Source organism: Echinicola soli (assembly GCF_006575665.1).
Taxonomy (GTDB): Bacteria; Bacteroidota; Bacteroidia; order Cytophagales; family Cyclobacteriaceae; genus Echinicola; species Echinicola soli.
The window spans coordinates 815848-828445 of record NZ_CP041253.1 but is presented as its reverse complement, the minus strand read 5'-3'; the positions used below and the strand labels follow the sequence as shown (position 1 = coordinate 828445).

Here is a 12598-nt window from a genome sequence, read left to right as displayed (position 1 = left end):
TTGTGGTGAAATTCTTGAGGTGTTGTTTGTGGTTGTGGGTAAATATTTGCATATCAACCTCTTGAGTGAGTATATAAAAAAAATAAAATATTAGGATGAAAAAAATTGGAAGACTGGAGAGGCCTGATAATAATGGATCGGCACACATGTTCCAGAATCCTGTGCTGGAGAAAATGTCCAGAACACATATAAGTATTCCTATTGTCATGTTTCTTGTGATTGGTGGTGTTTCACTATATTATGCATTTACTGCCACTACTATTGCTATAGGGACAGGGCTGTTGGTTGCCTTGATTGGATTGTTGGTGTTTACGCTCGTGGAATATTTGATGCATAAGTATTTCTTTCATATGGTGCCTGACACACCGATGAAGGATAAGTTGCAATATTCGGTTCATGGTGTCCATCATGATTACCCAAAGGACAAGGACCGCTTGGCGATGCCGCCATTTATCAGTGGGCTGTACGCATGTATTTTCTACTTCGTATTTACGTTCATAATGGGAGATTATGCGCTGTATTTTCTTCCTGGTTTTTTGGCTGGTTATGCCTTGTATTTGGGAGTGCACTATATCGTACATGCTTTCCAGCCTCCTAAGAATGCCTTGAAGATCCTATGGGTAAACCACGCCATCCATCATTATAAAGATCCTGATGTGGCCTTTGGGGTAAGTTCCCCGCTTTGGGACGTGATCTTAGGAACGATGCCAAAAAAAGACAAATGATTTAGGAGAGGCCGTTTCATAAGTCGGAGTCGTATGTCATTCTGACGAGAGGAAGAATCTCAAGCGATTGATTATCAAATGAAATCAAATTGATGAGATTTCTCCTACCGTCGAAATGACAAGTTATGAAACAGCCTCTTTTTTATTTCGTCATCAAATGAATTTTTCAAAACCCTACGTGGAGGTTGGGGGCAAGCCATATTTCTGGGGGATGTCTTTAGGTTAACCACATAGGAGGAGCATAGTGCACAATAGAACTATACTTCCCCAATCGACTTAGCTGTGCACCCCGCCGCGGCGGGCGATGATCACTTGAATAGTATTTGCCCCCATCTCTCACCACTTTTCCCTTTAATTTAGGAGATGGTTCATATCGAGCCAATAAAAACTTTGCGTCCTCCGCGTCACTGCGGTAAAAATAATCCTTAACGTTTTCATCAGAAGGCTGATACTTGACATGTTTCTCTTGCCACCAAATGCAGGATACTCCTAACTTTTATTTTATACTTCCCTGATTCCCCTCCTATAGCATAATCACTCTTTGGAATTATTGGTTGAACACTGATTGCACTTTTAATTAATAGGTTATTATTAATTATTTATGGTAATTGTTAAGTATTATTCTGAAAAAATATATTTTATTGGAATTTTATATTTAAAAGATCATATATATGGTTGCAAAGTTGTGTTTGTATCTATATCTTAAGTCAAGTGAATTAACTTATATACTGAAAATTTAAATAATAGCATTATGAAAAAGCTAATATTCATTTTGATGGCAGTGATCAGTTCAACCATTATTATAATGCCTTCTACTACCAAGGGGAGTGGTTGTTATGATGGAGTTTCATGCGAGTATCATGTACAAGACGATTATTGCGGAATGTATATTCAAGGATGTACGTCGATCGTGATTAAATGTAAACCACGAGGAGGTGATTACTGTGCAGTATTTGAACAAATACCTTGTGGAGAAGCATGTGCAGTTTGGACCTGGTAAAAGAAGATAAGAATGGTACATTTGCGGTGGTTTTCACTTTGGCTGTTGATTTTGAATTTTGGCTGCAAGGGCGATAATAACGTCGAAAACGTAAATCTTCTCCAAAGCCCCATTCCCGTTCCTTCATCGGGAACTGCCCGGCTAAGCGACTTTGTGTCAAAAATTGAATACTTTTTACTTCCGGAAAGCATTTCTGCCCTGCGCGTAAGTAAGGCTTTGGTCTATGATTCACTTTATTTCTTGGGGGATTATGATATGACGATGTCGGTTTCTGTCATTGACAGTTCAATGAACCATGTTGCGAATATCAGGAATTATGGAGAGGGGCCCGGTGAGTTTCGTGACATTTCTGATTTTACAATCAATACGGATAAAAGTACTGTGGATATACTGTCTTTAAATAAATTGATTCAGTATGACTTTAAAGGGAACTTTGTAAATGAATTCAGGACACCTTTCTTTTTCTATAAAATTCAGCACCTGTCGGCAGATAAGTACTTGGTGTATACGCCTACAGGTTCCCACCCTAGTTTAAAGGGGGGCGACATTCAATCCGTATTATGGATATGGGGTGCTGAGGATGGACAAATTGCCCCAGTATCTTCGCCGATGCAGGACTTTCGTTTTCCATTTGTCAGGGAATACAATAACTTGCGGTTATTTGGTCAAAAGGTTCTTTTTTCTACCCATTTTAGCGATACTATTTATTCATATAATTTTAGTGGTGAGATTATCGAGAGACGATATTTCAAGTCTGATAAGCAGTACCTTCCCCTAGACCTGGTGAAGGATCAGAAAAGCTTGAGTAATATTCCCGACAAAATAAGAATGTCATACTATTACCATTTCCCCAATTTACTGGAGAATGATAATTATTTGGTTACGCGGTTGGTGGACAAGGGGATTCTTACAGAGTTGATCTATTCCAAGAAGACGGGGAAGAGCATGGTTTTTTCCAAAATTGAAAATGATGTGGACTTTGGTTTGGAATGGATGCGCCCAGTATTGTTAAGGGATAGGGTATTGTTTTTGGTAATGGAGCCTTCTTGGGTGATTGACCGATTTGAAGAAGGAGGAATACCTGAGAACAGTGCTTTTTACCGGTTTGCCAAAGACGTGACGGAAGATACTCCTTTGATTTTAGCAAAGTATTATTTGAAGTAGTATGTTACGGCAATGTAATGCATTGGTAAGTTGGGACCATTGAGGAAGAATAATATATTAATATGACACCTGTTTTATATTTGATCTCGGCCTCTTTGGGGCTGACTTTAGTTTTCTTGACCACGGAGCTTTTTTACAATGGGAAGAATGCTTTTTTAAGCGGGTTTACCTTTAAAAAGGCATTGGCGATCTTGCTTGAAGCTGCCTTGCTGTTTGGTTTTATGTACCTCGTTTCCGCTAACGGTCATCGGATGGATGACTTATATAAGGGTAATTTTCCATTATTTCTGGCAATAACCGGAGTAGGTGTATTGCTTGTTACTTTTTATTTGTATGTCGGAAAAAAATGGTTGTATTACGTATTTGGGGGAGGAGGTCACATCACTGAGCGAGTGATTATTCCCATATCGGGCAATAAGAAGCAGGAAGTAACCTTGCTATATACCGAAATGAACCAAAAACGTATAGTTAGAATACCTTTTACAGACATATTGGTCGTTGGGAAGAACTTTCGGAAAGGTATGGATTCGGATTCCCAATGGCAAGTGCAGGTGGCTGTAGCGATATATTCGCACAAGCAATGGAAGCATATGCTGCTTATGGCCTGCTGTTTTTGGTTGTGGGTCATTGTGGGCAGCTTAGGGATAACTTATTTTGAGGGGGGCGATTTCTATCCCCTGTTTATGGTGCTGTGGGGAGCTTCTGGAGTAATGATAAGGGACGTTCTTAGATCAATAAGATTTTCTGATCTGAGGGATGCTGACCGAGTGACAGCTACTATCTTTGGGCTAGATTCCTATTTACGGTCGTTGGGTAGTTACTATGTACAGCAAACCAGTTCGCGGCATCGGTATGCCCGTGCTTTCATGGATCGCGAGAAATCCAGACGCTTTGCCCATGTCCGTAAGATGGTTGCCTAGGGGGGCGCAAGCCGATGGGGAATTTGTTTTCTTTTTTTGCCATGCCCTTTCCAGCTCACAAAACCTACCAGAAGGGTCTGCCTGGTGCAGAGAGGCTCGTAATAGCCTGCCCTGATACTGATTAGGGAACGTTTTTTTATCGTTGTTAGCCCGAACTGAGGTTAATTAGAGCAGCTCAAATGTTGCTCACTTCTAATAATGAAAGCAAAATCTGATATATGAAAAATTTAATGAACAATAAATCGTCAATGCAATAGGTGGAGGGATATTTATCGCCTTATTTTTAAGTGGGAAAATAATCGGTATTCCCAAGGGTGCTAATGAAGGTGGTATTATTGACGTACTTGGAGTAGGGATGTTTTTAATTACAGTATCAGGGCAATCGCTTTTTAAAAAAATGTTGTATAAATCACAATTTATAATTCGATGTCATCCCGACTTGAGGAGGGATTTCAATTTTAAATAAGAGATTCCTTTCCGATGTATCGGGATCGGAATGATAAAGGCAGTTAAAATGGCATAGCTAGTGGAATACGCAGTCACTCATCTAAAAGCGATTCCCTGATTACGGTATGATTATTTTGTTTTTGGTAAATAGTATTTATAAACGAAAGCACAGTTAAAAGGTATTGACTAATCTTAATATATCATCATTGAAATATTTATGAAAACATTGCTCTTTAGTATGTTGTTGTCTTTTTAAACCGTGCGATTTCATTTCCTTAAGATGGTCAGTTTTGGCTGTGATAGTGAATCCTGTATATGGAAAGTGCCTAAATATTCTATGGGCAATTAAAAACAAGTCTTCCAATTAGTTTTAACTTTATGCCCATACTTTACGTTAGGAAAGGAAGAAAAATGTCAATGGGCTTCAGAGGCGAATGTAGCACTGTTATTGGTTTTTGCTGTCATCAATATTAGATATGAAAATAAGTATTATAGGCCTTGGATGGCTGGGACTGCCCTTGGCAAAATCCTTGGCACAGCAAGGTCACCGAATTTTGGGAAGTACGACTTCACCGGAAAAGCATCGGCAATTAGCGGAAGAAGGCATCGATAATGTGCTGTTCAGACTTGATCCCCACCCTTCTGGTGAAGGATTTAACCGCCTTTTTGATGCTGACCTAGTGGTGGTCAATGTTCCGCCAAAGCGCAGGTCAATGCCGGAAACTTTTCATCCCGAGCAAATAAAATACCTCAAGACACTTATCCAACAGGCAGGAATAGGTAAAGTGATCTATACCAGTTCTACCTCGGTCTATCCCAATGTCAATGGAGAAGTGACCGAATCGACAGAATTGTGTCTTAATAGTACAGGGCATTCGGCCGTTTACGAAGCGGAGAGAATACTGTGGGCGGATAGAAATTACGATCTGACCGTGATTCGTTTTGGAGGTTTGTTGGGAATGGACCGGGTGCCTGGCAGATATTTTTCAGGGAAAGAGCAGGTGGCAGGCGATATTCCGGTAAATTATATCCATCAGGAAGATGCAGTGCGGCTGCTTGCCCATGTGATCGATAAGGGGCTTTGGGAGGAGACGTATAATGGTGTTTGTCCTGTTCATCCTTTGAAGAGAGCAGTATATGAGAAGAATGCAAATGAGTTGGGCTTTGCTCCTCCTTCAAGTTATAGGGCACAAAGTGATCAGCCAGACTGGAAGAGAGTAAATGCTGAGAAAATCCGTAAGACTGGGTTTGAGTTCAGGTATAAAAATCCATTATCCTTTTATTATACACTGTAGAATAAAAAAAAATAAAGTTTTCAATACCTAAACGGGAGGAATTGAGTGTTACAATCCAAACCTCCTTTTAAAAATAACCGATTACCAAATTTATATTAGACAAATGCCTCCATTTTGCAATTTATATTCTGACGTGATAAATGTAATTTACTGAAAACCAGTAATATTTGTATATACGAATAAGCGGTTTTATTAAAAATACATAATCATATATATTTGCAAAGCGAACAAAACAAATCATGGACAAATATTCATACATTTCCAATGCCCATGTAGCCTACATCGATGAGCTATATGAGGACTACAAAAAAGACCCAGAATCAATCGAGCCAAGTTGGAAGACATTTTTTGATGGATTTGACTTTGCCATCACCAAGTTTGGAGAAGATGAGAATGGAGGGGCGGCAAGTGCTGAAGGAGCCAGTGGTACTGCAAAAAATGGTGCACTGGCCACAAAAGGCACCATCATGGACATGGAGCAATTGCCGAAGGAAATCAAAGTGAGGGCATTAATCCATGCCTATCGCTCCAGGGCACACCTTCGTTCCAAGACTAACCCTGTAAGGGAAAGACGGGACAGAAAAGCACTGATTGACCTTGAAGATTTTGGCTTAAGTGAATCGGATCTTAACACCGACTTCCAGGCTGGAAACGAAATCGGTATCGGTGATGCGAAACTGAGCAAGATTTTGGAGTCCCTGAAGAAGATTTATGAAGGGACGATGGGTTTTGAATACCTGAATATCCGGGATCCGGAGATGTTGGATTGGTTTAGGCAAAAAATCGAAAAGGAAGCGTTGGCCTTTGATCCTCCTGCGGAGGAAAAGGAAAGGATACTTTATAAGCTCAATGAAGCGGTTGTATTCGAAAACTTCCTTCATACCAAATACTTGGGACAAAAGCGTTTTTCGCTGGAAGGTGGAGAGAGTACGATCCCGTTTTTGGATGCGGTGATCAATAAATCTGCTGATTTGGGCGCTGAAGAAGTGATGATCGGCATGGCTCACCGTGGCCGCTTGAATGTCCTGGCCAATGTCATGGGCAAAACGTACGAGCAGATTTTTTCAGAATTTGAAGGAACGGCCAAGCCTGACCTGACCATGGGCGATGGTGATGTGAAATACCACATGGGATTTTCCAGTGAAATTACCACGCCAAGTGAGAAAAAAATCAACTTGAAATTGGCACCAAATCCTTCTCACCTCGAAGCTGTAAATCCTGTGGTGGAGGGGTTCGTAAGGGCTAAGATCGACCACCAATACGAAGGGAATAAAGATAAAGTGGTGCCGATCTTGATCCACGGTGACTCCGCCGTAGCAGGGCAAGGAATTGTCTATGAGGTGACGCAGATGGCTAACCTTAAAGGCTATAACACCGGCGGTACCATCCACTTTGTGATCAATAACCAAGTGGGCTTTACCACGGACTTTGACGATGCGCGAAGCTCTATCTACTGTACCGATGTGGCGAAGATCATCGATGCGCCGGTGATCCACGTAAATGGTGATGATCCCGAGGCAGTAGTGTTTGCCGCCAATTTGGCGGCTGATTTCAGACAAAAATACAACCAGGATATCTTTATTGACATGGTGTGCTACCGCCGTCATGGCCATAATGAATCCGATGAGCCGAAGTTTACGCAGCCAAATCTCTATAATATCATTTCGAAGCATCCCAACCCAAGGGAAATATATAATAAAGAATTGCTCGAAAGAGGTGATGTGGATGCCAAGCTGGCCAAGCAAATGGACAAGGAATTCAGAAAGCTTCTCCAGGACAGGCTGAACATGGTAAAGGAAAAACCGCTACCTTATAAATCTTCTCCTTTTGAGCAGGCATGGAAAGAACTGAGGAAATCCGAGCCAGCCGACTTTGACAAGTCTCCGGATACTTCCATCTCAGAAGATGCGATCAAGAAAGTGGCCGAGGCGCTTACTTCCTTGCCAAAAGGCTTTAAGCCGATCAAGCAGATCGAAGCACAGATGAAGCAGCGTAAGGACATGTTCTATAGTTCCAAATCCCTAAACTGGGCGGCTGCGGAGCTATTGGCTTATGGGTCGTTGTTATTGGAAGGCAAGACCGTGCGATTGACGGGGCAGGACTGTAGAAGGGGTACTTTCTCCCACCGACATGCGGTCCTTCACGATGCGAATACCAATAAATCGTACAACTCCCTCAAGGAGATGAAGGATAATAAAGGGCAATTCCATATTTATAACTCGCTTTTGTCGGAGTATGCCGTGTTGGGCTTTGAGTATGGATATGCCATGGCCAATCCAAATGCCCTGACCATATGGGAAGCACAGTTCGGGGACTTTGCCAATGGCGCCCAGACCATGATCGACCAGTTTATCAGTTCCGGTGAGTCCAAATGGCAAAAGATGAATGGTTTGGTGATGTTATTGCCGCATGGTTATGAAGGTCAGGGGCCGGAGCACTCCAATGCCCGTCCTGAGCGATTCTTACAGCTTTCTGCGGAGTACAATATGGTGGTGGCCAATATCACGGAACCTTCCAACTTCTTCCACTTGCTAAGAAGGCAGTTGGCTTGGGAATTCAGAAAGCCGTGCATCGTCATGTCACCTAAGTCGCTTTTGAGACATCCCAAGGTAGTCTCCCCGATCGATGAGTTTACCAAAGGTGGCTTCAGGGAAGTGCTAGGCGACAGCACGGTAAAAGAAAAAGATGTCACGAGAGTGTTACTTTGCTCTGGAAAGATCTACTATGAACTGATCGAGGCCAGGGAAAAGGAAAAGGTAAAAGATGTGGCCATCGTCCGAGTGGAGCAACTGCACCCACTTCCGGAAAAGCAAATCGTGGAAGTTGTAAAATCCTATAGCAAAAATAAAGAAGTTGTCTGGGTACAGGAAGAGCCGGAAAATATGGGCTACTGGACGTATATGATGCGTGCGCTGTTCAGGGATTTCCCTATGGACGTGATCGCCCGAAAAGCCAGTGCTTCACCGGCGACAGGGTATTTCAAAGTACACCAGGAAGAGCAACAGCACATTATCAATAAAGCTTTAAGAATCAAGTAATCCCCCAGGGCACTGCGATTTGACCTTCGCAGTGCCATTTTTGGGTTTAATTTTATTATTTTAAATCGATAATTAGAAATTAACCTTAAACCAACAGGTTTGGGGGAAAAATAAAAAGCCATGAGTTTAGAAATCAAAGTCCCCGCTGTGGGCGAATCCATTACTGAAGTAACTATTGGTCAGTGGTTTAAAAATAGCGGAGAATACGTCGAAATGGACGAGGTAATCTGCGAATTGGAATCTGACAAGGCCACTTTTGAACTGACAGCGGAAGCCGACGGTGTACTTACCGTGAAGGCAGAAGCCGGTGAGACCCTTGAAATAGGGGCCGTGATCTGCGAGATCGATACCAAGGCTTCCGAAGGAGATACCGCTCCCGCCAAAGAAGAGAAAGAGACTCCTTCAGACAGTAAGGAAACCAAGGAACCTGCGGAAAGTAAATCCGGCAAAACAGGGGAAGTGAAGGAAATGGTCGTGCCTACCGTAGGGGAATCCATCACCGAAGTGACCTTGGCTTCATGGTTAAAGGAAGACGGAGATTTTGTCGAAATGGATGAAATCATTGCTGAGGTAGATTCCGATAAAGCGACCTTTGAATTGCCTGCAGAGGCCCAGGGGATTTTGAAACGTGTGGCTGAGGAAGGCGATACGCTTGAGATTGGTGGCTTGATCTGTAAGATCGAGGTGGTAGAAGGAGATGCTCCTGAAGCCGATGATGCTGCTAAATCAGAAGAAAGTTCTTCGTCTGCACCATCTGGAGGATCGGGAAGCTATGCCGAGGGCCATGCTTCACCAGCTGCGGCAAAGATCCTGGCCGAAAAGGGCATTGATGCAAAGGATGTGAAAGGTACGGGCAAAGATGGCAGAATTACCAAGGAAGATGCTGAAAAAGCACAAAAGCCCGCAGCCAAACCTGCCGCATCGCAGCCTTCTAAATCAGAGAAAAAAGAAGCTGCTCCTGAGGCTCCGAAAGTAGCAGGAGAAAGAAATATGAAGCGGGAGAAAATGTCTTCCCTCAGAAAGACCATTTCCAAGAGACTGGTAGCGGCCAAAAACGAAACGGCCATGCTCACCACTTTTAACGAGGTCAACATGAAACCGATCATGGACCTTAGAAAGCAGTACAAAGAGATGTTCAAAGAGAAGCACAATGTAAACCTTGGGTTTATGTCGTTCTTTACCAAGGCTGTATGTGTAGCCCTTCAGGAGTGGCCGGCAGTAAACGCACAGATTGATGGCAATGAGATCATTTACCACGATTTCTGTGATGTGTCCATTGCCGTATCCGCACCAAAAGGCTTGGTAGTCCCTGTCATTAGAAATGCGGAATCCCTGTCTTTTGACCAAGTGGAGAAAGAAGTAGTTCGATTGGCCACCAAGGCAAGGGACGGAAAACTGACCATAGAAGAGATGACCGGCGGCACCTTTACCATCACCAATGGAGGTATCTTTGGTTCCATGATGTCCACCCCGATCATCAATCAGCCACAGTCTGCCATCCTTGGGATGCACAACATCGTGGAAAGGCCAATGGCGGTAAATGGCGAGGTGAAAATACTTCCTATGATGTACATCGCCCTGTCCTATGACCACAGGATCATCGATGGCCGCGAGTCGGTAAGCTTCTTGGTGAGATTGAAGCAATTGCTGGAAGACCCGGCGAGGTTGCTGCTTGGGGTGTAGAATAAGTACAAGGTACTATGTACAATGTACCACCTGCTATTTTGCCTAATATTTCGTGTGATAAATAATTATTAAATTAATAAGGTAGGCTTACTGCCTGCCTTTTATCATTATTAATTTAACTTATTTATCATGCACAGATACAAAGAACTTCAGGTTTGGAAAAATGCTACTGAATTAGCTGTTGATATTTATGAAATAACAGAGAAGCTACCTAAACAGGAAAAATTTGGATTAATCAGTCAAATTAATAGAGCTGTTGTTTCTATTCCCTCAAATATAGCCGAGGGGGCTGGCAGAAATTCCAATAAGGACTTTGATCGGTTTTTAGGTATTGCATTAGGGTCAGCCTTTGAGTTGGACACACAATTAATCATTTCCAATAAGCTGGATTATATAGAGAAAAGTGATTATGTGAAAGTGTCAAAGAATTTAGAGACCATTCATAATATGATCTTTGGACTGAAACGGAGTTTAAACAAATAACATATTCTTCGTACATCGTACTTTGTACCTTGTACTTTGTTCAAAATAAACAATCATGAAATACGACTTAATCGTAATCGGATCTGGGCCGGGAGGCTATGTGGCCGCTATCAGAGGGGCTCAACTCGGTATGAAAACTGCCATTATCGAGAAATATCCTACGCTCGGAGGGACATGCCTAAATGTGGGTTGTATTCCTTCGAAAGCACTGTTGGACTCGACAGAGCACTACCACAATGCTGCCCATACTTTTAAAACCCATGGTATTGACCTGAAGGATCTGAAGGTAAACCTGAAGCAAATGATTTCCCGCAAAGATGATGTGGTAAAGCAGAACGTCGATGGAATTCAGTACCTGATGAAAAAGAACAAAATCGATGTACACCAGGGAGTTGGTTCTTTTGTGGACAAGAACACCGTGAAGGTGACCAAGGATGATGGCAAGTCAGATGAGATTACGGGGAAGAACATCATCATTGCAACTGGATCCAAACCAGCTTCGCTTCCCTTTATCGAAATCGATAAGAAGCGCATTATTACGTCTACTGAGGCCTTGAAAATGAAAGAAGTGCCCAAGCACATGATCGTGATCGGTGGAGGCGTGATCGGAATGGAGCTGGGATCGGTGTATGCCAGGATGGGAGCTAAAGTTTCTGTGGTAGAGTTTATGGACTCGTTGATTCCGTCCATGGACAAGACCATGGGTAAGGAATTGCAAAAATCCCTCAAAAAACTAGGCTTTGAATTTTACCTGAAGCATAAAGTGACTGCTGTCAAGAGCACGGCCAAACAGGTGACCGTAACTGCTGAAAACAGCAAAGGTGAAGCAGTGGAAGTGAAGGGTGACTATGTATTGGTGTCCATCGGCAGGAAGCCTTATACTGAAGGGCTGAACCCTGAAGCTGCCGGTGTGAAGCTGAATGACCGTGGGCAGGTAGAGGTAGATGAACACCTGAAAACTTCTACCGATAATATCTATGCGATCGGTGATGTCGTAAAAGGTGCTATGTTGGCACACAAGGCAGAAGAAGAAGGTGTACTGGTCGTGGAGCAGCTGGCAGGCCAAAAGCCACATATCAACTATAACCTAATTCCCGGTGTGGTCTATACATGGCCTGAAGTGGCAGCAGTAGGCCATACAGAAGAAGAGCTGAAAGAAAAAGGTGTCAAGTACAAGACGGGGAAGTTTCCATTTATGGCCTCCGGCCGTGCGCGGGCTTCCATGGACATGGATGGGTTGGTGAAGGTATTGGCTGATGCGGAAACGGACGAAATCTTGGGCGTACACATGATAGGGCCCAGGACAGCAGATATGATCGCAGAAGCTGTAGTCGCCATGGAGTATAGGGCCTCAGCAGAGGATATTGCGAGAATGTCCCATGCCCACCCCACCTACACAGAGGCCTTTAAGGAAGCATGTTTGGCAGCAACCGAAAATAGGGCACTGCACGTATAAGTATATGCTCTGAAAATGAAATGTGTATAATAAACCTAAAAGAGGCGGTTTTATGATGATCCCTACCGGGGCATGAGGCTGCCTCTTTTTTTGATTTTTATTCCATAGAAGGGAAAATTTTCTATGTTTTGGACTGGTATGTGGGCTTGATTTCCGCTGATTTGATTGTTTTGTTAGTTTTTGTAAAAAATATTTTTTAAGGATCCTTTTTGAAATATGCCGTCAATCCAGGTATGCAGCGGTTTTTAGTAGGTAATTTGTACAGATGTCCTAGTGTTCTGCATATCAATCGATTAAGAATTTTGGTGAAAAGTATATTAGGACTAAGTTTAGTATTATCTTTGCGGTCATAGACTAAAAGTACCTATTTATACACAAAAAAAA

The 12598-nt window shown here is 42.7% G+C and carries 8 protein-coding genes; all 8 read left to right on the top strand.

The genetic code is table 11. The features are described from left to right. Positions 1-95 precede the first annotated feature (95 nt). The 8 genes from FKX85_RS03515 to lpdA all read left to right on the top strand — a co-directional run bounded on the left by FKX85_RS03515 (position 96) and on the right by lpdA (position 12214). Positions 96-725, top strand: coding sequence for a sterol desaturase family protein (locus tag FKX85_RS03515; protein ID WP_141613415.1), 630 nt, complete (start codon positions 96-98; stop codon positions 723-725). Between the two features lie 1012 nt (positions 726-1737). Next, positions 1738-2889, top strand: a complete 1152-nt coding sequence (locus FKX85_RS03510) for a 6-bladed beta-propeller (RefSeq protein WP_141613414.1) — start codon at positions 1738-1740, stop codon at positions 2887-2889. 62 nt (positions 2890-2951) lie between these two features. After that, the gene (locus FKX85_RS03505) at positions 2952-3809 is read left to right on the top strand and encodes a hypothetical protein (RefSeq protein WP_141613413.1); all 858 of its coding nucleotides are present in this window, start codon (positions 2952-2954) and stop codon (positions 3807-3809) included. A 923-nt stretch (positions 3810-4732) separates the two neighbouring features. Continuing rightward, a complete protein-coding gene (locus tag FKX85_RS03500; RefSeq protein WP_141613412.1) occupies positions 4733-5551 on the top strand; it encodes an NAD(P)-binding domain-containing protein in 819 nt (272 codons plus the stop codon). A 239-nt stretch (positions 5552-5790) separates the two neighbouring features. After that, positions 5791-8589: a 2-oxoglutarate dehydrogenase E1 component gene (locus tag FKX85_RS03495; RefSeq protein WP_141613411.1), complete on the top strand. Its 2799-nt coding sequence runs from the start codon at positions 5791-5793 to the stop codon at positions 8587-8589. Positions 8590-8709: 120 nt separating this feature from the next. Continuing rightward, on the top strand, positions 8710-10272 hold the full coding sequence (odhB, locus tag FKX85_RS03490) for a 2-oxoglutarate dehydrogenase complex dihydrolipoyllysine-residue succinyltransferase (protein ID WP_141613410.1): 1563 nt from the start codon (positions 8710-8712) through the stop codon (positions 10270-10272). Between the two features lie 132 nt (positions 10273-10404). Beyond that, entirely contained in the window at positions 10405-10758 is a 354-nt protein-coding gene (locus FKX85_RS03485; protein WP_141613409.1) for a four helix bundle protein, read from the top strand. A gap of 55 nt (positions 10759-10813) precedes the next feature. Continuing rightward, positions 10814-12214: a dihydrolipoyl dehydrogenase gene (gene lpdA, locus FKX85_RS03480; protein ID WP_141613408.1), complete on the top strand. Its 1401-nt coding sequence runs from the start codon at positions 10814-10816 to the stop codon at positions 12212-12214. Positions 12215-12598 lie beyond the last annotated feature (384 nt).

Bases quoted from the DNA above. Each gene is read 5' to 3' on its own strand.
- FKX85_RS03500 (WP_141613412.1), top strand. From the start codon at position 4,733: ATGAAAATAAGTATTATAGGCCTTGGATGGCTGGGACTGCCCTTGGCA.
- FKX85_RS03485 (WP_141613409.1), top strand. From the start codon at position 10,405: ATGCACAGATACAAAGAACTTCAGGTTTGGAAAAATGCTACTGAATTA.
- FKX85_RS03505 (WP_141613413.1), top strand. From the start codon at position 2,952: ATGACACCTGTTTTATATTTGATCTCGGCCTCTTTGGGGCTGACTTTA.
- FKX85_RS03495 (WP_141613411.1), top strand. From the start codon at position 5,791: ATGGACAAATATTCATACATTTCCAATGCCCATGTAGCCTACATCGAT.
- lpdA (WP_141613408.1), top strand. From the start codon at position 10,814: ATGAAATACGACTTAATCGTAATCGGATCTGGGCCGGGAGGCTATGTG.
- FKX85_RS03515 (WP_141613415.1), top strand. From the start codon at position 96: ATGAAAAAAATTGGAAGACTGGAGAGGCCTGATAATAATGGATCGGCA.
- FKX85_RS03510 (WP_141613414.1), top strand. From the start codon at position 1,738: ATGGTACATTTGCGGTGGTTTTCACTTTGGCTGTTGATTTTGAATTTT.
- odhB (WP_141613410.1), top strand. From the start codon at position 8,710: ATGAGTTTAGAAATCAAAGTCCCCGCTGTGGGCGAATCCATTACTGAA.